The following is a 26,341-nucleotide window of genomic DNA, read 5'->3' as shown; positions in this document are numbered from 1 at the left end:
AATCCTGAAGTTAGCGCAAGCAGCCTACCCCTCGAGGTGTCGAAGGTGGGCAATGGCGCTTCCGCTTTTCTTTTGACAGGTACCACCCGATTTTTGTCGACTTAACATTTTTTCGACAATTCTGCCATTATCCTGTATAATATTTCGGAAAGCGAAGAGTTATACAGGGGGGAGAAAATATGAAGAAGCTTCTATTAACCGGATTTGAACCTTTTCTTGATTTTCCAATCAATCCGACAGAAAAGATTGTGAATGCATTGGATGGCAAAGCTGTTGGAAACTATGAAATTATGGGGCACCTTTTGCCGGTGGATTTTAATCTCGCACCTAAGAAAATAGCAGAGGAAGTAATGGAGAAAAAACCGGATGCAGTAATTTCTCTTGGGCTGGCTGCTGGCCGCGCAGCCATCACACCTGAAAGAATCGCAATCAATTGCCAGGACGGGGAGCCGGATAATAGCGGTGTCGCCCCTGAAGACAAACTGATAGAGGAAAATGGTCCTGATGGCTATTTTTCAACTCTTCCAATCCGCCGAATGGTTAATAGGCTTAAAGAAGCGGGATATCCTTCTGCCATTTCGAACTCAGCTGGGACCTATCTATGCAATAACGTAATGTATTCCGTGCTTCATTTGCTAAGATCCTCAAACACTGAAGTACCAGCGGGCTTTGTGCATATTCCAGCTTCCCATGAGCTGGCAGCTGCCAGCAAAAAAAGCATGGCAAGCTGGTCTGATCCAGATTTGCTGGAGGCAATTACTCTTATCATCAAAGAATTGGATTAAGGAGCCGGATAGGCTCTTTTTTTGTGAAGTTTTTATTATCACTATAGTGTTTTCCTCTAATGTCCTAAAGCCTCCGCCATCCATGTTTTCGGACAAAAACCCTTAAGTATCAAGGGGAGCAGCTGGTTCTTTTAAAAAAAATTAATATATTTCCAGCATGTACTTGACCTGGAAATGATTTTTGTACATAATGAAGTATGAATTTTCTTAAAATTAAATGAAGTCAGAAAATATCTCGGATGCCTATTTTAAAATTTAAAGCGGAAAGCGGCAAAAAATGACAGCGCTTTCCGAAAAGGAGGGAACCAAATTGCTTACGTTAGTGTCTATGATGATCATTACAGGAATCTGCCTTTTTCTGGCTTTAAGAAAGAAAAGGCCAATATTCCTGGCAGTTCCATTTCTATCAATCTTTGCTTATTTCCTCGTTCAAATCATTCTTGTTCCCGCACCTTTCATGGATACAGTCAAATTTATTTTCAGTTTAAGGTAATGGTTTTGTCCGGGTCCGGATAACGGATCCGGTGAAATAGCAGCGATTCAGCTGCAGATAACCAATAAAGGAGTGATTCCTGACAATAAAGTCTGTTAATCAGAATCAAGAGTGGTGCATTTATCATTTTTACCGGGGGTGGAGTTTTGAAAAAAATTGATAAAAAAGTAGCAGACAGTTATTTCCGCGAAAAGACTCGGAATATGATCATTTATTTTGCTATTGGATTTCTTGCCTCTTTTGGCGTGGTCTTTTTTGCAGAACCATTAAGCGATATTTCGATTAACGGATTTCCATTCCATTACTTTATGGGTGCACAGGGAGCTGTACTGACCTTTATCATTCTGCTGTTCGTTAATGCAAAAATGGGGGATGCCATTGACAGGAAATATGGAATTGATGAAAACAAAAATGAACAGATCAGCTCAGGGAAAGTTCTTGATCATTAATTAATGAAATAATGAGCAGATGTTTAAGCTGCCGCTATAGATAGAGATAAAAGGGGTGTCATATAAATCTGTACGTAATAAAGGGGGATGTCTTTGGATACACAATTTTTGGTCTCATTATCCATTATTTTAGCTACATTTGCTTTGTATATTGGAATAGCCATTTATAATAAGGCAAAGGAAACGTCGGAGTTCTATGTTGCCGGACGCGGGGTGCCGCCAGTCTTTAATGGAATGGCGATAGGCGCCGACTGGATGAGTGCCGCTTCCTTTATCGGGATGGCGGGAACGATCATGCTCCTGGGCTATGACGGTCTTGCCTATATTATGGGCTGGACGGGCGGATATCTGCTCTTAACCTTCCTGTTGGCACCACAGCTGCGGAAATACGGCCGCTACACGGTTCCTGAATTCATCGGTGACCGGTTTGACAGCCACACAGCCCGTGTGATTGCAGCTCTTTGTACAATTATCATCAGCTTTACCTATTCGATTGGCCAGCTTTCCGGTTCAGGAGTGGTTATTGGCCGCCTGTTTGAAATTGATGCGAAGCTTGGAACCATGATCGGTGTCGTTCTTATTGCCTTTTATGCTGCATTTGGGGGCATGAAGGGGATTACTTGGACCCAGGTTGCTCAGTATGTCATTTTGATTATCGCATATATCATTCCAGTCGTTTTCATGTCCCTTCAAATTACAGGAAACCCGGCTCCATGGCTTTCTTATGGAGAGCTTGTCGGTAAAATGGGTGAACTCGACCGGGAGCTTGGAATCTCTGAATATTTTGCACCATTTACAAACGGAACAAAGTGGCAGTTCCTGGCCCTTATGTTTACACTGATGGCTGGTACAGCCGGTCTTCCGCATGTAATTGTCCGTTTCTATACGGTATCAACGATGAAGGCCGCCCGCTGGTCTGGAGCATGGGCTTTGCTGTTCATCGGCTTGCTTTATCTGTCTGCACCTGCATACGCCGCATTCTCCCGTTTCATTTTAATGACACAGGTTGCCGGCAGCAAAATTACGGAACTGCCTGCCTGGACGAAGACATGGGTTGATACAGGCAAGCTGCAAGTAGCTGATGGCAATGGTGATGGCGTACTGCAGTGGAATGAACTCATTATCTCGAACGATATTGTCGTTATGGCGACACCTGAAATTGCCAATCTTGGCCTGTTTGTCATCGGTCTTGTGGCGGCTGGGGCAATGGCTGCTGCATTATCAACAGCCGGCGGTTTGATGATTGCGATATCTTCCGCTTTTGCCCACGATATTTTTTACCGGGTGCTAAAGCCCAACTCAACTGAAAAGACACGTCTTTCTGTTGCCCGCTGGTCCATTGTAATCGCCACTCTTTTGGCAGGCCTTATCGCACTTAACCCTCCAGGAGCGATTACACAAATTGTTGCCTGGGCATTCGCACTCGCGACAGGAACATTCTTCCCTGCGCTTGTTCTGGGTGTCTGGTGGAAGCGTTCAAACTCGCAGGGGGTTATTGCCGGCCTGCTGGTCGGATTAGGTGTAACTTTGGCTTATATCTTTACAGCCAAATATGGGGGCTTTACCATCCTGGGTATCATTGATACAGGTGCTGGTGTGTTTGGTGCCGCTGCTGCATTTGCAGCTAATATCATTGTTTCTCTTATGACAGCTGCCCCTTCGCAAAAAATTCAGGAGGAGGTTATGGATCTTCGCTATCCGGAGCAAATGGTCTATAAAGATGGTGAAGTATGGATGAACGATGATGGATCAAAATCTGTATAACCTATACCATTTGGAGGCTGTGCGGTTTCACCCCTTTTTTCATGGGGTGGAATCTGACACGGCCCTTTCACTTCTATCTTTGTGTGAAGTCCGCCGGTATGGGAAAAATGACATTATCCTGAAAAAAGATAAACCGCGTGAAGGGCTTCTTCTCCTTTTAGAAGGTCTTTCAGAGGTATTGGTAAAAAATGAACACAATGGACGGGAAGAAGTGCTTGAAGTGGTTCAGGCAGGGGAATTGATTGGTTTTTCCAGCCTCGCCGATTTCCTGGGGGTTTCCAAACAGATCGATACAGAGTCAATGGTCGAAGTCAAAGCCTCAAGCGAGGTAAGGGCGATGTTCATTCCGTTTGAAGTGGTGAGAAAAAGATGGGATGACCCTGCTGTTCATGATTACATGCTGACGCAGGTAGCCATCAGATTGAAAGATGTTTACGCATCTCTTGCCGAACAGGTAAAGCTCGCAACAGATTATGGAGAAAATGATGCAATCATGATCAGGGTTCAGGATGTCATGAGCAATGAGGCGGCTGCAGTCAGTCCGGCCGCATCCATTCAGGAGGCCGCTAAATTAATGCATAATAGGAAAATAAGTTCGGTCCTCGTTGCAGAGAATGATTGCTTGTTAGGGATTATTACGGAAAGAGACATAGTGGAACGGGTAGCTGCTGCAGGTGCTGATTTATCTGCTCAGGCAAGAACCATTATGACAGAGAATCCAGTCACGATATCAAGGTTTGCGTATTACTATGACGCCCTTTCACTGATTCTGTTTAAGGGCGTCAAACACCTGCCTGTCAAGGAAAATACTAACGTGGTAGGGATTGTGACGCTATCAGATTTGCTGAGAAGGAAAAACGAGAATGTGATGAAGACTGTTCAAAAAATTGAAAAAGCCGACCGGGACAGTCTTCCGCAAATCAAAACCGGCATCTATGACATTATTGATTCTTTAATAAGAGATCGTGTTCCCATATTAAAAATGCTTGAAATCATTACAAAGCTATACGATCGTCTGGCAGTAAGGATTATAGCTCTATCTATTTCTGAACTGAGAGAAAGAGGTTTGCGGCAGCCATGCGAATTTGTTTTCTATCAAATGGGCTCAAGCGGCCGTGGAGAACAGTTCATGCTCACAGATCAGGATCATTTCCTTGTTTATGAGAGTCATTCAGAAGAAGCCTCGGCATTTTTTGAAGAGCTGGGAAAAAGAATCACCTCTAATATGGAAGCAGCTGGCTATGCACGCTGCAAAGGGCTCATGATGTGCAGTGAACAGAAATGGCGCGGATCACTGACAGTATGGGAAGAGAGGCTGCGAACATGGATGCTCCATTCAACAAATGACCATTTATTATTAGCGCAGAACTTCTTCTCCTATCGGCTGATTGCGGGGAGTAAAGGGCTGCATACGAAATTTGAAGCGCTGTCCGCTGAACAGATTAAGCGGTCCAGAATTTTTTTATTCCGGCTGGCACAGCTGGAAAAGGAACATGCCATACCTACCCTGGATCAGCCGATCCGATCCTTATTCAAGCTGCATAGAAAGAATATCGATATGAAAAAAGAAATTCTATTTCCCTATCACCATAGTCTGCAGATCCTGTCACTTATACATGGAAAACTATCAGGCACACCATTGGAAAAAATAGATTTCCTGCAGGAGAAGCAGGTATTCCCTAAGGAGTTTGCACAAGATTTAAAGGAAGCAGTAAGCACTATTATGACATTGTATGTCACCCAGCGCTGGCAGCAGGAGAAAACAGGTGCCTCACTCTCTTCTGTTATCTCATTTACAAGGATGTCTGCCCGCGAAAAAGAAGAATTGATTCTAAGCTTAAAGACATTAAGGGAGCTGCAGAGCCAGGCAATCGCAAGATTCTCTCTATAGATCTGAAAGGATGCTGGTATGTTTTTTCTCAGAAAAAATGTGACATGTTCCTTAACGTATGAAAATATTCCGTTATCCACTCCGCTTGAAGACCTGAGTTTTATTATATTTGATACTGAAACAACAGGATTTCAAGTATCTGCTGCAGACCGGATCATTGAGATTGGTGCCGTCCCGGTAAAAGGATTTCAAGTGCAGGAAGAGGACCTTTTTCAGACATTTGTTAACCCAAAACGACAAATTTCTCGGGAAATAAAAGAATTAACCTCTATTTCCAATGAGCTGGTCAAAGATGCCCCGCAGGCATTGGAAGCCATTCAAAGTTTTTTTGATTATGTTGAATCAAGGAAAGCTGTATGCCTGGTTGGCCATTATGTAGGCTTTGATGCACTTGCTATCAAGAGTGAATTTAAGCGCGAAAAGCTTGCTTTAAAAAATTTCCTTACTATTGACACGCTGGATTTGATTGGCTTTATCGCCCCGTCCTATGATATGCGCGACCTTGAGAGATATGCCAAGGCATTCGGCACCCGCATATATGACCGCCATAGTGCAGAAGGGGATGCTTTAACTACCGCATACCTATTTGTTGAATTGCTCTTTCAGTTTCAGCAAAGGGGCCATAAAACCTGGGGGGAATTGATTAAAGCAACCGACAGTCAAACGAGATCCCTATTTTAATGACTGTGGTTGGAATGTTGGTGAGCGGATGGGTGATGTAATTAAACCTATGGAAAGCCGGAGAATGCGGCTTTCCATACCTTTACTGTATATTGATTAGTGCTTCGTCTTTATAAACCACCAGGACTTTTTTTCCTGACATTTTTTGATAGGTCTGTGCAGTTCCATAGGGTACCTTCAATGTGAAATAATCATCCCCGTTTTTAAATTCCACCGTAAAGTTGTCTGCCGCACCAGTGATGACTGCTTTTATTTTGGAGATATCCCCTTTAATGGTCAATTTCTGATTAATGAGTACCATATCACTTTTTAACTTGTTCAATCTTTTCAGTTCATTGACATTCATACGGTAGCGCTTTGCGATTCCCCATAGTGTATCGCCCGGCACCACGGTATAAACAGCTGTCTCATTATTGAACGGTTCTTCTGTATGACGCTCCGTCCGAACCTCCAGTGTTTGCCCGGGATGGATCGTGTCAGACTTAAGGTGGTTAACCGCTTTCAATTCTTTAACAGTCATATCATGTTCCCTGGAGATTTTATATAAAGTATCTCCCTGCTTCACTTTGTAGGTGCCTGTCAATGCCTGAGCTTCTTTTGATGACGCGCTGAAACCGGCTGATGCAATTACTGCAGCGAATACAGTGCTGGCTGCAGCCATTCCTCTTGCTTTTATCTTCTTTCTTTTATCGTTTAGAATCCTTTCCTTGCGTGTTTGCATACTATGTTCATCCTATCCATTGGAATATAGTGGTTTAATAACCAATTAAATGAATTGTTTTCCGAGAAAATAGTACGGTATAAATATCCGGTTCACAATAGGGAGGAGTTCCTGGCTCTTTTCCCTTGTTTCCGAAAATGAATATAGTTCAATCCGCTCTATAGTTACTAGATTTATGCATTTATCTGATTCTAAAGAAATTGTTTATGCGCTTTAAAATGAAAGACCCCTCAATGAAGGATTTTGTCGAAACTGCGGGGAAAGTCCCGGATTTTATCATTCGAGCAATTGAAATTAGGAAATTTATCACTGGGCTTTAGGCTTCTTATTTTTCAAATACCCCAAAGAATTTTTTGAAAACATTTCTAATTTTTGACCTCCAGATGTCCTATTTTCAAAAAATTTACACAAAACCTTGTCCCTATTGAGTTTTTCGTGCATATTACCTCAACCAAGCTAATAAACTGTTACAAACCTTACAAAGAGAATGTATGAGGTGAGGGATCGTTTTACTAAAACTAATGAATATGTTGAGGACATGTTTAATTATCGCAAGCTGAAAGCAAGCCTTTCAGGCGCATGCACGATTAAGTTCATTTAATCAGGAATCCATGCGGAATACAGTTAAAAACCAGACAGAAAGCGAGTCTCATTTCACACTTCTCACATCCAAATCGGGGAGGGCGAGTGGTGTGCACGATTACATCAAAGAGAGAACTATCAAGATTGGAAAGTATATCGTGGAGACGAAAAAAACGGTTCGCGTAATCGCGAAGGAGTTTGGCGTATCCAAAAGTACAGTCCATAAAGACTTGACGGAAAGACTACCTGAAATCAATCCTGAACTGGCAAACGAAGTAAAGGAAATCCTGGATTATCATAAATCGATCCGCCATCTGCGCGGCGGTGAAGCCACAAAAATGAAATACAAAAAAGAAGAAATGGAAGAAGAGCCAGTTAAATGAAAAGATTCAAAAGGCGCTGATAAAGGCGTCAAAGGCTAAAGACTGCCGTTTTTAGCTGTATCATGGCAATTTTTCTTTTGCTGTTACATGATGAACCTTCATGCGGCTTCGGGGGCTAAAAGATCATAAGCTGTTTCCATGGCCTGATCCAAGGCTTTGCTATATGGATTTAAGCCCCTTCCTAAGTCGCCTGCATCAATTTCCCCATTTCGACAAAAACCCTCAAAAAGTCTCACAAAATCTGTCAAAATGTTACTGCTTTCACAAGGAATGTGTTAAAATATAAAATTAGGATAGAACTTGGTTCGTAAAGACTAGGACTCCTAAAGAGAACGCCGGGCAAAATCATTTCTTTTTAAAAGAACTGATTTTTTTGCGTGGCTTAAACTGCAATTGCGAATAATGACTTGAACATCTAACTAAAAATTTATAAGCGAAGTTCGCTTTAAGAATGCCTAAATAGAGAGAGCCTTCAAAGGTGCGGACAGAAGCTGGCCATTTTGCAAGGAGGAAAAAGAAAAATGTTTGCTAGGGATATTGGGATTGATTTAGGAACTGCCAACGTGCTAATCCACGTTAAAGGACGCGGAATTGTGCTGAATGAACCATCTGTAGTGGCAATTGATAAAAATACAAACAAAGTACTGGCTGTAGGGGAAGAGGCGCGACGCATGGTCGGACGCACACCAGGGAACATTGTGGCAATCCGCCCGCTAAAAGACGGGGTTATTGCCGACTTTGATGTGACAGAAGCGATGCTGAAGCACTTTATCAACAAACTGAATGTTAAAGGCTTCTTATCAAAGCCGCGCATTTTAATCTGCTGCCCGACAAATGTAACAGGTGTTGAGCAGAAGGCGATTAGGGAAGCTGCTGAAAAAAGCGGCGGCAAAAAAATATATCTTGAAGAAGAACCAAAAGTTGCCGCAATTGGAGCAGGCATGGATATCTTTCAGCCGAGCGGAAACATGGTTGTCGATATCGGCGGGGGTACAACAGATGTGGCAGTTTTATCAATGGGAGACATTGTAACGTCTTCTTCCATTAAGATGGCCGGAGATAAATTTGACAACGAAATTCTTCAATATATCAAAAAAGAGTACAAGCTTTTAATCGGCGAAAGAACTGCGGAAAATATTAAAGTATCAATCGGGACCGTATTCCCTGGCGGCAAAAGCGAGGAAATGGAAATCCGCGGCCGTGACATGGTTTCGGGTCTGCCAAGAACGATTACCGTACGCTCTGAAGAAGTTCAGGGTGCTCTGGCAGAATCCGTTGAAATCATCGTACAGGCTGCCAAAAGCGTGCTTGAACGCACACCGCCTGAACTGTCTGCAGACATCATCGATCGCGGGGTTATTTTAACAGGCGGGGGGGCCCTTCTTCACGGAATCGACCAGCTTCTGGCTGAAGAGCTGAAAGTCCCTGTTTTAATTGCAGAAAACCCGATGGACTGCGTAGCCGTTGGAACAGGTATCATGCTTGATAATATTGATAAGCTTCCAAAGAAGAAGCTTGTATAATAGTGAGGAACCCGCCTTTTGGCGGGTTTTTCTTTTGGGAGCAGCTCAAATGCTGTTATTGAGCGAAGTGACCGAAAAATTTAGAAATTCACCGATAAAATTCTAAATTGGCCGATATATAAAAAATGTGAACGATAAAAATGAAATCTGACCGATATCAATAAGTGAATATCTTTAGTAAACTTTCTCCTATTCCAGCCGATTAAAAAAAGGTACAGCTTTTTTCAAAATCTGACTTAATTCTTCAGATTTTTAATGTTTATTGTCGGAAAGTTTCTTATAATAGAGGTAAATAGATGTTCGGAATTGCAATTTAGAGGTGATTAAAGATGTTTAGAGGTTTCTACACAGCTGCTTCCGGGATGCTTGCGCAGCAGCGGAGAACAGAAGTGCTGACGAATAATATGGCGAATGCCAATACGCCCGGCTTTAAAGCAGATCAGACGAGCTTGAGGGCTTTTCCTGAGATGCTTTTGCATCGCATGGGCCAGCAGACAGTTCCGACCGAGAAAGGCCTTAATCTTCCTTTTAATCAGGAAGTGGGCAGCCTGAATACAGGGGTCTATATGCAGGAGACGCTGCCATCCTTCATGCAGGGAGATGTGAAGGAAACAGGCCTGAATACGGACCTGGCCTTGCTTGATCTTAATCTGCCTGTTAATCCGGATACTGGCTTAAGAGGATCTGTCTTTTATACAGCAGCAGGTATTGATGGCGAGCCGCGCTATACAAGGAATGGAAACTTTACCATTGATGGCGGAGGTTATTTAACGACAGCGAGCGGATTATATATTCTGGATGATGCGGGTGAACGGATTCAGCTCTCCAATGACCGCTTTACAGTGAGTGAAGATGGTGTGATAACAGGTGAAGCAGGTGAAACAGCGAGATTGGGCATTATGTATGCACAAAACCCTGAAAGCCTGCGTAAAGAGGGTGACGGCCTGTTTGCAGTGACAGAAGAAAGTGTCCTTGAGAATGCCTATAATGCACAGAATGTCCAATTCAAGCTGCAGCAGGGCTATTTGGAGCGTTCCAATGTAGATGCTTCCCGGACGATGACTGATATGATGACCGCCTATCGCTCTTTTGAAGCAAACCAAAAGGTCCTGCAGGCTTATGACCGCAGTATGGAGAAAGCCGCAAATGAAATCGGACGGATCGGCTAATGTCCTGCGGCAGACCCGCTAAGGGGGAAGAACAATGAATAGAACCATGATCACGGCAACGAATACTCTGGCCCAGCTGCAGAAGCAGATGGATATTGTCAGTCATAATGTAGCCAACATTGATACAGCGGGCTATAAAAGAAGAGAAGCCAATTTTACCGATTTGCTTTTTCAGCAGTTCCATAATCAGCGGAATCCGAATGCGGAGACAGCGAGACTGACACCTGCAGGCATCAGGCAAGGAGTAGGAGCAAAGCTCGCGCAGTCCCAAATTGTCATGAAGCAGGGTGCCTTAAAGGCAACCGAACGGCCGCTTGATCTTGCCTTCACAAAAGAAGGGCAATATTTCCGTGTGCTGGAGCAGACCGAAGAGGGGGCGGCTGTGCGTTTTACCAGATCGGGCGCCTTTTATTTAACACCGGTTTCAGATAATGAGATCATGCTTGTGACTGGTGACGGACTTCCTGTTCTTGATGAAAATAATAATTCGATTATAATGAATGGACAAGCTAAAAATTTTAAAGTGACCGAAACAGGCAGCTTTTTGGCAGAAGCAGCCAATGGTGCCATCCAGGAATTCAATCTTGGAATAGTTCTGATTAACAAGCCTCAGTTCCTGGAGCAAAAAGGGGATAATCTTCTCGGTCTTCCTGATGGAGTTGACGGCGAGGGGATCTATACAGAGCTGAACGGTGCGCTCCGCGGCCAGATAGGTATGGCCCAGGGTTCCCTTGAACAATCCAATGTGGATATGTCCAAGGAAATGACAGATTTGATCAACCTGCAGAGGGCATATCAGTTTCAGTCAAGATCTGTCTCCATGGCTGATCAAATGATGGGGCTGATCAACGGAATACGTTAGGTAAAAGGGGAAATAAAATGTCAGTAAACAACAGTAATCAAGAAGCAGTCAAGACGCGTGAACAACTGAAAAAAGAACACAGCAAAGAAGAATCACCGCGTAAAGGGCGGGTTCGCATTCGCCTCATTCCGATCTGGCTTCGGATTATTATTGTCGTGCTTTTAATTTTCCTGAGCGTTACGGCAGGAGCCGCGGTCGGGTATGGAGTCATCGGCGGCGGGGAAGTAAAAGATATTTTTACAAAATCCACCTGGATGCATATTGTGGAATTGATTGAAAAAGAATAGAAAATGAAGAGGAGGGTGATGATGCCCTTCTTTTTTGCTGTCTTGGAATTTGTATTATATAACGATGAGAATAATTTTGATGGAAAATTATCTGCATCCAGCTCCAGCGCCCAGCCCCTCAGGGCTGATCAAGGCGCTTCCGCTTTTGTTCTTTCCGCTTTGCGTCCGGGCAATTTTTTAGTAAAATAAATATAAGCTATTATTAGTATCTGGTACTAAATACTGCAGGGGAGCGATACATATGAAGTTGAATGTCGAAGAAATTAAAGAAATAATCCCTCACCGATACCCATTTCTGTTTGTGGATTCCATTGAAGAGCTTGAACCTGGAAAAAGAGCCGTCGGCAAAAAGAATGTAAGTGCCAACGAGGAAGTGTTTAATGGACATTTCCCAAATTACAATGTCTTTCCAGGATGCCTGACGCTTGAGGCCTGTGCACAGACAGGTGCTGTTGCCCTGCTGTCACTGGATGAATATAAAGGTAAACTTGCCTTTTTTGCCGGTGTGGAGAAATGCCGCTGGAAACGCCAGGTGCGTCCGGGCGATACACTCATCATGGAAGTCGAACTGCTCTCCGTCCGCAGAGGAATCGGAAAAGGAAAAGCCGTTGCGACTGTAGAGGGCGAAGTGGCAATGGAAGCTGAAATTATGTTTGCAATAGAAAGGTAACGATAAGAGAAATCCCGTACCGAGCGTACGGGATTTTTTCTGTAAAAAAATATGCAAGTTGTTTAGGTTTTTGGGAAATATAAAGGAAGACCAATGCAGCAGGTCAACAATACAACCTTATGAAAGGGGCTTTTACGATGAATAAAAAGCTTTTAACACTTATCGGAGGATCCGTTCTTTCTGCCATGCTTCTAGCAGGCTGTGCCACAGATAATCAGGAGCCGCCGCCGGAAGATGATACAATCACTGAAGATAACGGCGATGTAAATGATGGTAATATGAACGGTGACAACGGCGATATGACGAATGATCTGAATGAAAACACGAACGACAACGACATCAACACAGATGATGACGGCGACATGATGGAAGACAACAACGAGCCGGGTGAAGATGCTGTTGAAGATAACCTGGATATGCAGGATAAAGATAATAAAGATAAGTAAAAAAGGCAAGGACAGGGGTGAACCTGTCCTTTTCTAAAGAAAAACTCCCGTCATGATTGAGCGGGAGTTTCTTTATTTTTCTTTTTTGCAGCAGCCAGGCGCGGCTTGCCTTGCATCTTAACTTTGAATTCATCAAGCAGGCTGTCTCCAATAAAGCCTTTGTCCAAGAGGTCCTGAAGCAGCAGTTCGGCATAATCATTTTTCGTTCTTTTGAGTGACCCTTCAAAAAGGATGCTGATATGGTTTTCCAGTTCACTGATAGAGGTAATTTTAGTTTGGAATGCGGCTGGATCGTTTTCTTTTTTCGTAATAACAACTTGGATGGTCAGCTCGTCCTTGTCATCAGCGCGCTTTTTGAAGTACTCAAGATAGGATTTATCAATAAATGCCTCCAGGAGCCAGGTGCTCTTCTCGTCTTCTTTATTGATAATCAATCCATCATCCAGTTGAATATCAATCAGGCCATTTTCTTCCACCAATTGCAGAGAAACAAGTTTAAATGTTTTCATGGCTTACCTCCATCTCTAAAATAAGTTGTCTATAAAAAAAATTATAACACAGGCCAAACGGAAAGCGAATTTGAGGGTTTGTCGAATTTTCTTTTTATAAATGCTGAAATTTTGATTTTAGGGGCCGTTTTTTGCAGAAACGGGGCTGAGAAATGAATTTTTAGGGTGTTTTTGCTGAAAAAGCATTGCAAAAAACACTTTTTGTCTTTTTTACACAGTGAAGAGGTTCCGGATATGATGAAAATATCAAAGAGAGGAGATGAAAACCTATGATTAATCAAGTGACCCTGGTTGGAAGACTGACAAGGGATCCTGAGCTGAAACGGACACAGGAAGGAATTCCTGTGACAAATGTGACGCTGGCAGTAAGCCGCCAATACCGCAACCAGAAGGGTGATATCGATGCGGATTTTGTACAGTGTACCTTATGGAAGAAAACGGCGGAAAATACATCCCAGTATTGCCGGAAGGGCACCTTGATTGGGATAACCGGGAGAATTCAGACGAGGCATTATGATAATCAGGAAAAGAAACGCATTTATGTAACAGAGGTGGTAGCGGAATCGGTCCGCTTTCTTGACCGGAAGAAGACAGAGGAATTCCCGGTGACCGTGACCAAGGAGGAACTGCCATTTTGAAGGAAGTGTCTGAAAGAGAAAAGGCATTGGAGTATATGCTCGAAAGCCTCATAAAGATGCTCGGTAAATCGAACCAAAGAGTCGATGACCTGAATAAACGGGTTCTCCAGCTTGAATCCTTCATTCGTGAAACTGCTATGCAAAATGGAGCCCGGGAGAAACCTGGACGATTAACCATCATGAACTGACGGCTCCCCCAATCAGCTCTCCACATATTTTCCTTCCCTATAGAGAATCAATCATATCCCCAGTACTTCCCCTAAATTTGAAACCCGGTACTCGTGTGCCGGGTTATTTCTAACTTTAAATGGTGATAAAGCTGTTTGTGAAAAATAAATATTGCATTTAGGCATTAAGAATCAGGGAGGATTTTCACGGAATGTGTCGAATATATTTTTTGAAAATAATAAAGAGGAGGTGCAATTTAGTGGATAAAGGAGATGAAACCGGGTACCTGTATTTTCAAACAGCAAATAAAAGATTAAACACCAATCATCAGCCAAGCTTCTTTGATGCACTTCAGCTTATCCAGCTACAGAGTAGTAAATCCTATCATAGAATTCCTCTTAGAAGCCATACTTCACTCACATTCAACGATAAGGAAATGTTTCTTCACTACAAATTCAACTTCTTATTCGGCCAGGTGGCAATAAACGCCGGGGACAAGAGCCCTACATACCAGCTGCTATCCTGTTTTATTATAAAAGAAGGCAGCAAAGTAACTTTTCTGACGCAAAAGCCTAACAAGCCTGAATATGCGAAAATAAAAAAAAAGCCTTCAAGCCTTTATGCATATCAAGGACTTGAAGACTGAACAAAATTTATGTCAGGTGAACCAGATCTCTCAGCTCATCTGTTGAAAGCTCGGTAATCCAATTCTCGCTCGTAATAATTTGATCATTAAGGGACTGCTTTTTTTCGAGCATGGCATCAATCTTCTCTTCGAGTGTCCCAGTGGCAATCATTTTATGGACATGAACAAAGCGCTTTTGCCCAATCCGGTATGCGCGGTCGGTTGCCTGGTTTTCGACGGCGGGATTCCACCAGCGGTCATAATGGATGACATGGTTTGCTGCCGTCAGATTCAAACCGGTTCCGCCAGCTTTAAGCGACAGCAGGAAAACCGGGAATTCGTGATTTTGAAAACGGCTGATCATATGATCCCGTTCCTGCTTTGGCACGCTGCCGTTTAAAAACGGCACATCGAATCCGAATTGTTTTTTCAGCAAGCGGGCGATCATGTTCCCCATTTCAATATACTGGGTAAAAATCAGGCAGCTTTCTCCCTGCTCATGTACAGCACCGACAAGCTCGCTTAATTTTTCAAGCTTTACAGAACGTTCAAGGGCATTCTTAGGCTTTTCCTCTTTTAAATAAAGGGCCGGATGGTTGCACAGCTGCTTTAATCGGCTTAATAACTGCAGAATCAGACCTTTGCGCTCAAACCCGGACAGCTTTTCGATCTGTGCGAATGTATCCTGGACAAGCTGCTCGTATAGTGAAGCCTGCTCAGCAGTAAGAGGACAATATTCCTTCTGCTCAAGCTTATCAGGCAGGTTTAGGGCCACATCCTCATCCTTCTTCGTGCGGCGGAGCAGGAAGGGACGGATATATGCCTGCAGCTGCCTGACTTTATCCTTGTCATCATCCTTCTCAATCGGCAGTACATAGCGCTTCTGAAACTGCCCGAGACTGCCGAGATAGCCGTGGTTGGTAAAGTCAAAAATGGACCAGAGCTCGGTTAGCCGATTTTCCATGGGCGTGCCGGTGAGGGCAATATGGTGCTTGCCCTTTAACTTTCGGACAGCCCGCGATTGCTTTGTCTGGGCATTTTTAATATTTTGGGCTTCATCAATCGAAATGGAGCTCCACTCGATGGTATCAAAATCCTCCAGATCCATATGGGTTAATCCATAGGAGGTCAGCACAATATCAGACTCCATTACTTTTTCAGAAAAGCTTTCGCCCTTCAGGCGGTTTGAACCGTAATGGAGATAAACGCTCATGCCAGGTGCAAAGCGCTCGATTTCCTTCTGCCAGTTGCCGAGGACAGATGTAGGGCAGACGATAAGTGATGGGCCGCTGTCTTCGTCTTTCTTTACCTTTAAAAGATAAGAGATCAGCTGAATCGTTTTTCCAAGCCCCATATCATCTGCCAGAATGGCGCCAAAGCCATATCGGCGAAGAAACAGCAGCCAGCTCATGCCGAGCTTCTGATAAGGGCGGAGATCACCCTTGAAGCTTGCAGGGACCTCTTCAAGCGGAAGACTTTTGATATCGCGCAGCTGCTTCACCATCTGTTTCCACTGGCGGTTAAGCTCAATCTGAATGCGGGCAAAAGCCTTAGGATTATCCAGCTCGTCTTCCTGCGTGCTCTCGTCAGCCATAAGCTCCTGTTCTATCAGGTCGCGGACATGCAATCCTTCTTTTTCCGCTTTCTTCATTAAATCCTGAATATGGCGGACAAAATGGGGATCCAGCTTGATCCAGCGGCCGCGAATGTAGACAAGCCGTCTTTTTTCCTCAACCATGCCCCGGAATTCATCCTCGGTTAAATCGACGCCGTTCATGCTGAAGCGCCAATCATAATCAAGCATGGACTGCAGGCCGACAAACGAAGGACGGTGGCTGCCGGTTCCCTTCACTTTCGCTTTGACCTTTAGGCTTGCGTTTTTCATAGCCTGCCACCACGAAGGAAGGAGGATTTCCACGCCAAGTGCAAGCAGGGTTTCGCTCGCTTCAGTGAGAAAAGTCCAGGCTTCGTCTTCAGTCAGTGAAGTGGAGATCATCCCAGGCTTGCCTTCAAGCCATGGGAATAGCTCAAGCCAGCGTTCGATCTCTTTGTCAATAGAATCTTCAAAATCATGCCAGTCGTGGGGATAATTCGAATAGTCCTTGAAGTCAACAAAGACATCAGAATTATGTTTTCCGCGGAGGAAAATCGCCAGATCCCAGCTTGAATCAATATCCCCGGGCTCTTCCAGCTTTAGTCCAATCGAAAAAGGAGCTTCATTTGCTTTGACCCCGATCCATTCCTGCCAGCTTTCTTCATCAAAATAAGCAGCAAGATCTCTTGGTGAGAGGTGCTCACTCCGCAATGCTTCAAGCTTTTCACCGAACTGCGCTTTCGCTTCCTGATTCTGATTCATATAGCCATCAAGGGAGCGGTGAAATAAATCTCCGATAAACTCCCTGACAGGAGAACCTTCTACAGTCTGGTCCCAAAAGTTTGTGCCGAATTCGGCAACCACGCTTTCTGGCAGTGCCCAGCGGAATTGATCCTGTTCCCAGGCGGCAAAATCCGGCATCCATTCTTTTTCCACGATCGAATCGTAAAGAGCATGAGAGGAAGCCAGCAGAATTTCGGCAGTTTCATCCCAGCTCCAATCAATCAAACGGTTGAACTGCTCAGCCGCAAACAGGGTAACGAGCTGCCAGCCGCTTACAGAGATCCCTTTAATCCCGTCCACATCAACAGCATCAAGCATGGTTCCAAAAAAACTTTCTCTGTGATGGTTAAAAAGAAGCGGCATCCATTCTTTTGGAGACAGGAGGCGGCCTTCTTCGTTGACGGCAAAAATCAGGTAGCGGTCATTCTTTATTGGTTTCACTTTCACATGGAGAAATCTCGTTTTAAGCATCGATTAGCTTACCCCTTTTGCATTCTTCCTGAAAGGCGCGGAGACGTTTCGTTTTTTCAAGAAGCAATTCAAGAAAAAGCAGCCAGTCTTCCTGGCGTTTCAGCTTGTTGTACAGTGTGCGAAGCTTTTTCATTTTCCGTACAGCCTCGCGGTAATGATCCCTGTTTTTCATATTGATATGGGCAGTGATGGCCTGATGATAGAGCGGCAGGAGGATGGAGGGTTCCTTTTTGCTGATTTCCCTGATCCGGTCCTTGCCTAAAGATTCAATATCAAAGCCAATAAACGCCTGCAGATCTGCCCATTTTATGAATTCGCCTTTTTCAAAAAGCAGGTATTCATAGTCGCTGTAGCTGTACGGCAGAGTTTCCATCAATGCTTTCTCGTATAAATCCATTTTGCTGCATTCCAGGCAATAAGGAGAAATAGCCTTGATGGCCATCCTGGTAAAATCCATGCAGGCATAATAGTCATCAGATTGTTTCAAATAATCGCGTAATTTATGGATAAATGCTTCTGCATAAGGACCCATCCGGTTCCAGTCCTTATTGGCCGAAAAATAATCGATCCAGTAAAGCATGTAAGGAGTCATTAAGTGATTTGGCACATTTAAAACACTGAGTGCCTGTTCATCATTGCGTTCAAGGATATGAAGGTGCACATAGCCTGCCACAGACGGAAGAATAGGCGATTCCTCTTTGATGGAGGATTCCAGCTTCTGGATCTCCGCTTCACGCCATTCTTTCTTTTTGAAAAAATGTGTCCATAACAGCCGGTATAAATGGGCCCGCTCATAATCCAAGCCAAAAGAACCGGTGATCAGCCCGGCGGAATCATCTTTCAGCTTTTCAATATATTGATCGAAAGCGAAGGGAAGAGAGTGCACCGACAGTTTGTTCATTATCTCAACGGAATCTTCCATCAGGGACTGATAGAGATGGCGGTAATAACGGTCAATCAACTCTTCGCCATGGCCGTACTTCTTGCTTAGCGCCATCAGCTTTTTAAAAGAAAAGACATAGCCGATAAGCAGATACAGCAGCTTCCATTCCTGTTCAACCGGTGCTCCCGCTTTCATGCGGCGCAGATAAACATGGAAAAGCTCAGGGAGTACATAGGGACGAGGCTCTCCTTGTTTTTCCAGCAGCTCGGTAAAGCTTTCCTCGAATCCGGCAACCCAGCCGTCATAACCCGTCTTCAGCTGACCGGAGGATTTCAAAAGATCCTTCGCTCTTTGAAGCCCCCAATTCTTGGCTGTCTGCTTTTCCTTTATCGGCTTCCTCCACTCTTCAATCCACATGGACACACTCCTGGCTTTAGAGAGAAGCTGCAGAAATACAGCAGTCTGATGGCGGCAAAAACCTTCAGCCGGACAGGAACACTCGCTCAAATGAATGAACTCAAGATTAAGTTCAACCTTTGCGGGAGTCACATCCTGGACTGTTGCCAAAACCTTATCATCTTCAAAGCGAAGCTGATACACAAGCCCCTGCCGAAAAAGCATCAGCCCCTTCTGCACCAGGCGCGCATCTTCCTCATTCTCAGCCCGCAGCAATCCCTTCAGCTCATTCGCTGCAAACTCTAAAGGCTCCAAAAACCGCTCCGGAATCATCCTTCAACCCCCTTGTTTGGTGGGACAAAGGAACAGGTTCCTTGTCCCAGCGTTCCGTAGGGGACAACCAGCCAGTCCCCACGTTCCAAAGTACATTCCTATATTATAACATTTAGGGCAGTTGGAATGAAGGTGCGAGCTGTTTCAAAAATAGTTGAGGGAAGTTCTTAATGGGAATCGTGTGGGAAAAACATTGTCGGAATTTTCGATTCCTTTGAAATAAAATGGTATGATGGATTTAATGCTTTAAAGGAACTGGGTGGGAACATGACTGCTGTAAATGCAAGACAACAGGAACCTGATAAATATTCGCTGCCTGATGCCGGCTTCAAAAAAATTATGATTGCGATGACGAGTGCATCCATTTTAGTATTTGCTAATTTATACTTTGTGCAGCCGATTATGCCGCTGCTCGTGAAATCATTTGACATCACATCGGCAACAGCCGGTTTATCACTGTCTGCTGCTGTGGTTTCTATGATTTTCGGATTGTTATTCTTCGGGTTTCTATCTGATCGAATCGGGCGGGTTTCGATAATGAATATTACGCTTGTCTGCACTATTATTCCGCTAGTGCTATTGCCCGTTGCGCCTAATTTTGAAACGTTTCTGGTACTGCGTTTCCTTCAGGGGATTTGTATAGCGGGACTGCCTGCCGCTGCCATCGCATATTTGGGCGAGGAATTGGATTCTAGAAGCGTCAGTCTCGGCATCACCATGTATATTGCAGCCAATGCCATTGGCGGAATGGCCGGCCGCATCTTCGTCGGGTATATTGCTGATATGGCCAGCTGGCAGACTTCTGTTTACTTCCTATTGGGGTTCTCCATTCTGTTATTCATCATTTATTTTATGGCTCTGCCAAAATCTCATTATTTTAAGCCCAGTAAAATATCTGTTCAAAAAGACTTATCAGGTATGGGCTCACATCTGAAAAACACGGAACTTTTCCCTGCGTTCGCGATGGGAATCCTCCTCCAGTTCTCGTTTACAGGAGTATGGACGTACCTGCCTTTTTACCTCGAACAGGACCCTTTTCATCTTTCTGTAAAAAATATTTCTTTTACCTACCTGGCGTACAGCTTCGGTATAGTTGGCTCCATCCTGGGCGGAAGACTGTCTGCACATTTTAGGCAAACTACACTGGTCTCGGTTGGAACAATCATTTTAATAGGAGGGACCCTGCTTACCAATGTTCACTCTTTATCAGTAATTGTAATAGGTCTATGCCTGACCTGTCTGGGATTCTTTGTGGCGCATTCACTGATGGCGGCTATTGTAAATGAGCGCGCTGCCCATCACAAAGCCGGTGCCTCGAGCATCTATCTCGTAAGCTATTACCTTGGAGTCGCAACCGGAGGAACACTCGCCGGCCTGGTATGGCAGACTGGGGGCTGGACGGGGATTACGGTGGTTTCCTTTGGTCTGCTTCCTGTTGTGGTGTGGCTGATGGCGGGGAGCAGGAAGGTTCATCGCTGATATAATAGAGGAGCTTCGGACAGGCTGAGCGGGAATTTTTTAATTGGAGACCGAATCCGTGTCATCTTGGGATAAGTCGGGTAGAAATTAGTCAGTTGGAGTCCGAACCTGTGTCACCTTCGGACAGTGCGAGTAGGAATAATCCAGTTGGAGTCCGAACTCTTGTCAGCTTTGTGCAGAGCAGAAGTTTCCTTATTAAAGTCCGAATGCAAGGTAGCTTTATCAACAATTTATCCGCTCATTTACTAAAAAACAATTAATAGGAAGTCTAAAAACCCCAATCCATAACGATTGGGGCATATTTTTTCCATAAAAACAGCACTGGGATGCTTTCATGATCACTAAAATCAGTTTATGTGCGGATAGCCTCAATTAACTTGCGGATAAAATTTTTTCTGTGCTTATGACGACAATTTACGTGCGGATAGAAATTTTTACTTGCGGATAGCCGCCTTTAAGACTGCAGACCAACACTCCTGCCTCAACCTAACGGGGATCCCGTTCCTGCCCTGTTTTCAGATCAATAACCTTAACCGGGTTCTCCGGAGCATTGACCGTTTGGCTCTCAGGAGCAGCATTTCCGTTTTCCACCCAGTCGACAAGCAAGTCGAATGACTGGTGAGCGTAAGGCAGCAAAGGCTGAAGTTCTTTATCAGGATCGGTGGAGCTGTTCCAGACAAGGCTGTCAACATGGTTGCCGTTTTCAATGGTATACATTCGGTGCAGATCCTGCTTTCCGGCTTTCTGGACAAGCTTTTGATATCCCTTTGCATGAATATCAGGGAATATCAGCGAATCAAGGGAACCGGTGAAAGAGATGAGCGGCACATCTATATCTCCAGTATTGGCCACTTCCTTAATATTTTCTTTCACTTCTTTTGGACGGGTCACATACTTATAATCTTCAAAGATAGAATCATAGGATCGGTCTCTCACGCCATTAACAAAGTTCAGGTAATTGCTCCATTGAGTACGGCCTGGGGCTTCCGGATCAAAGTGGTCCCGATAGATATTCAGGGAGATAAACCAATATACCTGATCATGATAGGCCCACAACTTTTCCGATCCTTTAGGCAATCCTGCTTTGTAAAGCTCTTTCATCGCTTTCTGCTGTATTTTGCCGCTTCCATACAAAGCTTCCTCCACATGATTCACAACGGTGGTCAGCGAACTGATTAAATTAGGCTTTTTCTCTGTCCATAACACGCCTTCCCAATCGACTCCTCCATCAAAAAGCCGAGGTTCGCCAGTTTTCTCCGGATGATCATTTTCAAGTGCATAACGAACGACGTATCCGCCATTGGAAATTCCCATTGCATATGTAGGAATCTTATGCTCTGACGATACTAAATCGCTCGCCGGGTCGGAAGAGTCAGCCGGATCAATCAGCCCTTCGGAATAGTGGCTAACTAAGTACTGCTGTGCGGCTTTCGTAACCTGCCGGAACCGCTGATGCCATTCTGCAACACTATCATCCTCATCGGCTAAGGCATTCTTTACTTTTGCAAATGGATCAGCAGTATCAGCCTCACCCTGGGTGCCTTTATCAATTGCTGCAAAAGCATATCCTTTTTCCAGGACATAATCGCTGAAAAGCAGGTCGGTTGACGTTTCATTTCGTGTAGCCGGAATTCCCGAAACAACAAGCCGGCCATTCCAGTGATCCGGAACCCTTATGACAAACTGGGCATCTTCAAAAATACCATTTACCTGTGTTCCCGTGACAGAAGAAGGCTTGTACATTTGATGCCATCCAGTTCCTTCCGCGGCATTTCCCCAAAGATAAGGGGCAAGACCAATGTTGCCGTAAAGGGTCGCCTGCTGATATTGGCGGGGATTCTTGGTGGTCAGCCAGTTGTTGTCCACACCGTCAAAGTATTGTTCAGTTACTGTATGCGCACCGGGTATTATAGCCTGGTTTTCCGCATAGGTTTGCTCGGCAAAACTTCTTTCAGGAGCAAGTGAAAAGCTTAAAGCAGATGCCAGTGATAATGCGATTAGCTTATTTTTCAGATAAATCCATCCCTTCTGCAAAATCTCTTACAGTTCTATTCTACTTTTACTAATTATGGGAATCATGGGTCTTAGTGATTAATTTATTTGAATTTTCAGTATAAAAAGCAGGCGCGCATTGAAAATTGTGATGCCTGACCGCTGCTAGTACTATAGTCTTATATGCGGAACAGGTTGGAAGCAATGAGAATTCAAGCTAGTAGCGCAACCGGCCAGCACTTACATGGGATCAGTCTTCTTGTAGGGATTTGTTCTGACAAACTTTTTTTGAAAAGAGGAAGAGCATGCTTACAACATATAAGCCGAGTCATTTTAAAAGCACACAGGTTCTTGAAAAAGAAGCTGTCTTGGCTGCAATTGAAAATTCTCTGGCCATGATTGAATTTGATGGGAACGGGAAAGTGCTGTGGGCAAATGAGAATTTTGCCCGCACTGTCAAATATCGGGCAGAAGAAATGCCAAATATGATGCATAAGCAATTTTGCACCCCTGAACTTGCCGCCAGCAGGGAATATCAGGAGCTTTGGAGTAATCTGCGCAATGGCAAAAGCTTTCAGGAAAAGATTCAGCGTGTGACCAAGCAAGGAGATCTTATCTGGCTCGAGGCGACATACACACCGGTATTTGGGAATGATGGCAGAGTAGAAGGTGTTGTAAAGGTTGCTACGGATATTACAGAAAGGGAAACGAATACAGCGCAGGTAGCATTCCAGCTTCAGGCAATGTCAGAAGCCCTTAGTGAAAAAGCAAAAGCTGGAATTGAAAGAAGCGAAGAGGCAGCGCAGGCAATAGCCAGGCTCGTTCACGAGTCCAAAGGGAACCTGGAAATCCTCCATTCTCTTAAATCACAGGCACAATCCATCGGCAGCATCGTAAAAACAATCCGTGAAATAGCGGCCCAAACGAACCTCCTGGCCTTAAATGCAGCCATTGAAGCAGCACGTGCCGGCGAACATGGCAGAGGCTTCAACGTCGTTGCCGGAGAAGTGCGAAAGCTCGCAAACCGGGTGCAGGACTCCATCCAGGAAGTCAATGCCCACATCGAAGGAATATCAGATGAAATCAACAAAATTAGTGACGCAACTCTGCAATCACAGTCAGGCATAACTGAAAACCAGGTTCTTAATGAGCAGGCTGTATCCGCATTTAAAGATATCGGGGAAGCTGCAATAAAGCTGGATGAACAGGCGAAGGGTTTTAAGAGTATTTTATAGAAAAATGCGGGCTGCTTTATAGCAGCTCTTTTTTTCTGCAGATAGGAAGAATGAATGAGGCTGGCGAATTTACATATATCCTGTTTATTTTTGGAGAGAGGAGATAATTTTATGAAATATCTCCATAAGACATTCACTTCAGAGTTAAAGGCTCAGATTCTTAGTATTGAAAAAAATCCCTGGAAGCAAATTGTTCGGGGAGCTTCTGGATCAATCTCACAAGAAATAACAACGGATTTAGAGCAATACATAGCCGTATTTTTGGACGAATTTATCGATAAAGAGAAACGGGAGGAAAATAGCATGGGAAATCAAACTTTAAAGCTGCCTAAGGAATTTGAAAAATATCGGAGTGAATTAGAAAAAACAGCTAAACCGTTTGTCAGCATACATGCAGAAAGAGGGGAGACCACACTTTTTGAAAGCAAGTTCGGAGGAAAGCCCTACCTTCCAAAAACGAGCGAACACCCAAAGGATGAGCAGGGAAATTATATGAATCTATTTGCGCAAATCAATTTTGAAGAAGTACCTCACATTGAGCCGATGCCTGAGAGCGGAATTCTTCAATTCTATTTCTCGCCGGTTGATGATATGTACGGACTTGATTTTGATAACCCGGCTGCTCAAAAGAATTTCCGGGTTGTTTATCATCCAAATGGCGTGAAAGATGAGTCAGATCTTGTGACAGATTTTTCGTATATGCCTGACTTAGGTGATGAATTTGATCCGATAGTGCAGGAAGCAAAGATGATTTTCAGCCTTAAGATCGCTCCTGTACCTGCTGATGATTTTCGATTTGAGGACTTGGTCAATATTGACTTATTTGAAACCATCGATCATCCAGACTATGAGGATTTACATGAGCTTTACTTCGAGGAATTAGGTGCTGAGGGCCATAAAATGGGCGGCTATCCCTACTTCACCCAGCAGGACCCTAGAGAAAAAGGTGACCCAACAGGTGATTATACGATTTTGCTGTTCCAGGCGGATACGGACGATGATATTGAGCTGATGTTTGGGGACAGCGGTGTTGCCAACTTCTTTATTAAGGAAGAGGATTTGCGGAAGATGAATTTTACAGATGTTCTTTATAATTGGGATTGCTGCTAAAGTACCAATTCCAATTAGAGGAGATAACTGAATGAAGGGGTTCGCATTTGGACAGAAAAAGGATAACCTGAGCGGTCGAGTCCGAACCTGAAGCTTCTTCGGACAGGAGAAGCAGAAATCCGAGAGGTTGAGTCCGAACTAGAAGCTCCTTCGGACAGAAGAAGCAGAAATCCGAGAGGTTGAGTCCGAACTAGAAGCCCCTTCGAACAGAAGAAGCTCAGGAAACTAATAGAAAAATAAAGATGGTTGCTTTTCAATGCCCTCTCGGGGAGACATGTGTCCGCGGTGGAAATCAACAGACTCATTGACAAGCGAAAACCCCTGCCTAAGAAGAGTAAAAGAAATTAGCAATATTAAATTGCGAAAAAGTTAGAAAACTCTTGAATTAATAAAAAATAACCGCTACACTTATAATATACAGTTTTTCGTATATTGATCAAAGGTAAAGAGGTATTACAATATGAGCCGTATTTGGGAAAGTTTATATTCAAAGAATGGACTGGCAGCAAAGTTTATTGCGAAGGAGCTCATTCAGTTTTCAGAGGGAGAGAGAATCCCCCGGGTAAGTGATTTTACAGAAAAGCTATCATTGGGCCGGGGAACTGTGCAGGGTGCATTAAGAGTGCTGGAGGATTTGCATGCCATAGCTCTTGAATCCAGAGGGCATCTTGGGACCTTTCTGAAGAAGAGGGATATCAACCTGCTGTATGAGATTGCCGGCATCGGACCAGTGATGGGCGTAATGCCGCTGCCTTATTCCCGCAAGTATGAGGGATTGGCAACTGGTATTGTTGAAGGGTTTGAGGAAATCAACAAGAAGTCTGGCCTTGCTTATATGAGAGGAGCCAGAAGGCGGATCGAATCATTAAAAACCCGGCGCTACGATTTTGCGATCATGTCCCAGCTGGCGGCAGAAGAGGCAGTACAGGAGTTTGAGGGCCTGGAAATTCTCCATACACTTGGGCCGGAGACCTATGTAACCTCCCATAAAGTCTTTTTTTCAGATAGCAAAAACAGCCAGATTACTGATGGCATGAAAATTGGAATTGACTATTCATCTGCCGACCAGGCAAATATTACCCTCCTTGAATGTGAAAAGCACCAGGTTGAACTGATAAAGGTGGACTATATGCAGCTTTTCAATATGCTGAAGAATGGCAGTATTGATGCAGCGGTTTGGAATGCTGATGAAGCGAGGGCACTAAAAACGTTTGCCTCCTCTGACTTTAAATCAAAGAAGGCAAAGGAACTGGCCATAAAAGCAACCAGAGCAGCTATTGTCATAGAAAGTGAAAGAACAAATATCATGGAACAAATCCAGATCCTCCAGTTTAATAAAGTGGAAGAGACCCAAAGGCTGGTGGAGGAAGGAAAAAAGTATCCTCACTATTAAGAAACTGAAGTTCTAGTTTCTTAGCA

26 protein-coding genes are annotated in these 26,341 nt (G+C 44.1%); 21 read left to right on the top strand and 5 right to left on the bottom strand.

The window, feature by feature from the left end:
- The first annotated feature begins 179 nt into the window (after window positions 1-179).
- From ACR42H_RS25540 to ACR42H_RS25515, 6 genes are all read left to right on the top strand, one after another.
- Entirely contained in the window at window positions 180-785 is a 606-nt protein-coding gene (locus ACR42H_RS25540; protein WP_436374097.1) for a pyroglutamyl-peptidase I, read from the top strand.
- Window positions 786-1,095: 310 nt separating this feature from the next.
- Complete coding sequence (locus ACR42H_RS25535) at window positions 1,096-1,278, top strand: hypothetical protein (protein ID WP_113882308.1); 183 nt, start codon at window positions 1,096-1,098, stop codon at window positions 1,276-1,278.
- A gap of 146 nt (window positions 1,279-1,424) precedes the next feature.
- Window positions 1,425-1,727: a DUF4212 domain-containing protein gene (locus ACR42H_RS25530; RefSeq protein ID WP_019380636.1), complete on the top strand. Its 303-nt coding sequence runs from the start codon at window positions 1,425-1,427 to the stop codon at window positions 1,725-1,727.
- Window positions 1,728-1,820: 93 nt separating this feature from the next.
- The gene (locus ACR42H_RS25525; RefSeq protein WP_113882307.1) at window positions 1,821-3,491 is read left to right on the top strand and encodes a sodium:solute symporter family protein; all 1,671 of its coding nucleotides are present in this window, start codon (window positions 1,821-1,823) and stop codon (window positions 3,489-3,491) included.
- On the top strand, window positions 3,472-5,382 hold the full coding sequence (locus ACR42H_RS25520; RefSeq protein ID WP_436377084.1) for a DUF294 nucleotidyltransferase-like domain-containing protein: 1,911 nt from the start codon (window positions 3,472-3,474) through the stop codon (window positions 5,380-5,382). Before ACR42H_RS25525 ends, ACR42H_RS25520 begins: the two co-directional genes overlap by 20 nt.
- Before the next feature lie 18 nt (window positions 5,383-5,400).
- Complete coding sequence (locus tag ACR42H_RS25515; protein ID WP_113882305.1) at window positions 5,401-6,063, top strand: 3'-5' exonuclease; 663 nt, start codon at window positions 5,401-5,403, stop codon at window positions 6,061-6,063.
- Between the two features lie 82 nt (window positions 6,064-6,145).
- Here the strand turns inward: ACR42H_RS25515 and ACR42H_RS25510 are convergent, their stop codons facing one another.
- The gene (locus ACR42H_RS25510) at window positions 6,146-6,784 is read right to left on the bottom strand and encodes a LysM peptidoglycan-binding domain-containing protein (RefSeq protein WP_113882304.1); all 639 of its coding nucleotides are present in this window, start codon (window positions 6,782-6,784) and stop codon (window positions 6,146-6,148) included.
- A gap of 692 nt (window positions 6,785-7,476) precedes the next feature.
- On the opposite strand from ACR42H_RS25510, the gene spoIIID reads away from it, so the two are divergent.
- The 8 genes from spoIIID to ACR42H_RS25470 all read left to right on the top strand — a co-directional run bounded on the left by spoIIID (window position 7,477) and on the right by ACR42H_RS25470 (window position 12,706).
- Complete coding sequence (gene spoIIID, locus ACR42H_RS25505; protein ID WP_009332173.1) at window positions 7,477-7,749, top strand: sporulation transcriptional regulator SpoIIID; 273 nt, start codon at window positions 7,477-7,479, stop codon at window positions 7,747-7,749.
- 521 nt (window positions 7,750-8,270) lie between these two features.
- Complete coding sequence (locus ACR42H_RS25500; protein ID WP_113882303.1) at window positions 8,271-9,272, top strand: rod shape-determining protein; 1,002 nt, start codon at window positions 8,271-8,273, stop codon at window positions 9,270-9,272.
- Between the two features lie 329 nt (window positions 9,273-9,601).
- Window positions 9,602-10,441, top strand: coding sequence for a flagellar hook-basal body protein (locus ACR42H_RS25495; protein WP_113882302.1), 840 nt, complete (start codon window positions 9,602-9,604; stop codon window positions 10,439-10,441).
- A 34-nt stretch (window positions 10,442-10,475) separates the two neighbouring features.
- A complete protein-coding gene (locus ACR42H_RS25490) occupies window positions 10,476-11,303 on the top strand; it encodes a flagellar hook-basal body protein (RefSeq protein WP_113882301.1) in 828 nt (275 codons plus the stop codon).
- Between the two features lie 17 nt (window positions 11,304-11,320).
- Entirely contained in the window at window positions 11,321-11,590 is a 270-nt protein-coding gene (locus ACR42H_RS25485; RefSeq protein ID WP_113882300.1) for a DNA-directed RNA polymerase subunit beta, read from the top strand.
- Between the two features lie 42 nt (window positions 11,591-11,632).
- A complete protein-coding gene (locus ACR42H_RS25480; RefSeq protein ID WP_436374092.1) occupies window positions 11,633-11,779 on the top strand; it encodes a hypothetical protein in 147 nt (48 codons plus the stop codon).
- 52 nt (window positions 11,780-11,831) lie between these two features.
- Entirely contained in the window at window positions 11,832-12,260 is a 429-nt protein-coding gene (gene fabZ, locus ACR42H_RS25475) for a 3-hydroxyacyl-ACP dehydratase FabZ (RefSeq protein WP_009332168.1), read from the top strand.
- A gap of 137 nt (window positions 12,261-12,397) precedes the next feature.
- The gene (locus ACR42H_RS25470; protein WP_436374090.1) at window positions 12,398-12,706 is read left to right on the top strand and encodes a hypothetical protein; all 309 of its coding nucleotides are present in this window, start codon (window positions 12,398-12,400) and stop codon (window positions 12,704-12,706) included.
- Window positions 12,707-12,756: 50 nt separating this feature from the next.
- Here the strand turns inward: ACR42H_RS25470 and ACR42H_RS25465 are convergent, their stop codons facing one another.
- Entirely contained in the window at window positions 12,757-13,215 is a 459-nt protein-coding gene (locus ACR42H_RS25465) for a YwpF-like family protein (RefSeq protein WP_436374089.1), read from the bottom strand.
- 269 nt (window positions 13,216-13,484) lie between these two features.
- Between ACR42H_RS25465 and ssb the strand changes: the two genes are divergently transcribed.
- The 3 genes from ssb (at window position 13,485) to ACR42H_RS25450 (ending at window position 14,667) form a co-directional block, all read left to right on the top strand.
- On the top strand, window positions 13,485-13,853 hold the full coding sequence (gene ssb, locus ACR42H_RS25460; protein WP_436374087.1) for a single-stranded DNA-binding protein: 369 nt from the start codon (window positions 13,485-13,487) through the stop codon (window positions 13,851-13,853).
- A 5-nt stretch (window positions 13,854-13,858) separates the two neighbouring features.
- Window positions 13,859-14,041, top strand: a complete 183-nt coding sequence (locus tag ACR42H_RS25455; RefSeq protein ID WP_243856176.1) for a hypothetical protein — start codon at window positions 13,859-13,861, stop codon at window positions 14,039-14,041.
- Window positions 14,042-14,280: 239 nt separating this feature from the next.
- A complete protein-coding gene (locus ACR42H_RS25450; RefSeq protein WP_113882294.1) occupies window positions 14,281-14,667 on the top strand; it encodes a hypothetical protein in 387 nt (128 codons plus the stop codon).
- Window positions 14,668-14,674: 7 nt separating this feature from the next.
- On the opposite strand, the gene ACR42H_RS25445 is transcribed toward ACR42H_RS25450, so the two are convergent.
- Together ACR42H_RS25445 and ACR42H_RS25440 are read right to left on the bottom strand one after the other, a co-directional pair.
- The gene (locus ACR42H_RS25445) at window positions 14,675-17,494 is read right to left on the bottom strand and encodes a DEAD/DEAH box helicase (RefSeq protein WP_436374085.1); all 2,820 of its coding nucleotides are present in this window, start codon (window positions 17,492-17,494) and stop codon (window positions 14,675-14,677) included.
- Window positions 17,487-19,106, bottom strand: coding sequence for an SWIM zinc finger family protein (locus tag ACR42H_RS25440; protein ID WP_436374083.1), 1,620 nt, complete (start codon window positions 19,104-19,106; stop codon window positions 17,487-17,489). The genes ACR42H_RS25445 and ACR42H_RS25440 overlap by 8 nt, the downstream gene beginning before the upstream one ends.
- A gap of 267 nt (window positions 19,107-19,373) precedes the next feature.
- Between ACR42H_RS25440 and ACR42H_RS25435 the strand changes: the two genes are divergently transcribed.
- Window positions 19,374-20,585, top strand: coding sequence for an MFS transporter (locus tag ACR42H_RS25435; protein ID WP_436374081.1), 1,212 nt, complete (start codon window positions 19,374-19,376; stop codon window positions 20,583-20,585).
- A 486-nt stretch (window positions 20,586-21,071) separates the two neighbouring features.
- Here the strand turns inward: ACR42H_RS25435 and ACR42H_RS25430 are convergent, their stop codons facing one another.
- Entirely contained in the window at window positions 21,072-22,598 is a 1,527-nt protein-coding gene (locus tag ACR42H_RS25430) for an alpha/beta hydrolase (RefSeq protein WP_436377082.1), read from the bottom strand.
- 284 nt (window positions 22,599-22,882) lie between these two features.
- Between ACR42H_RS25430 and ACR42H_RS25425 the strand changes: the two genes are divergently transcribed.
- The 3 genes from ACR42H_RS25425 (at window position 22,883) to yhfZ (ending at window position 26,315) form a co-directional block, all read left to right on the top strand.
- A complete protein-coding gene (locus ACR42H_RS25425; RefSeq protein WP_436374079.1) occupies window positions 22,883-23,812 on the top strand; it encodes a methyl-accepting chemotaxis protein in 930 nt (309 codons plus the stop codon).
- Window positions 23,813-24,115: 303 nt separating this feature from the next.
- Entirely contained in the window at window positions 24,116-24,922 is an 807-nt protein-coding gene (locus ACR42H_RS25420; RefSeq protein WP_436377081.1) for a YwqG family protein, read from the top strand.
- Window positions 24,923-25,382: 460 nt separating this feature from the next.
- The gene (yhfZ, locus tag ACR42H_RS25415; protein WP_436374077.1) at window positions 25,383-26,315 is read left to right on the top strand and encodes a GntR family transcriptional regulator YhfZ; all 933 of its coding nucleotides are present in this window, start codon (window positions 25,383-25,385) and stop codon (window positions 26,313-26,315) included.
- The last annotated feature ends 26 nt before the right edge of the window (window positions 26,316-26,341 follow it).

The sequence above is a fragment of the Cytobacillus sp. BC1816 genome (genome assembly GCF_051353635.1).
Classification (GTDB): domain Bacteria; phylum Bacillota; class Bacilli; order Bacillales; family Cytobacillaceae; genus Cytobacillus; species Cytobacillus oceanisediminis_C.
Note: the sequence above shows the minus strand (reverse complement) of the source record. Positions and strands in the feature narration are given on the sequence as shown.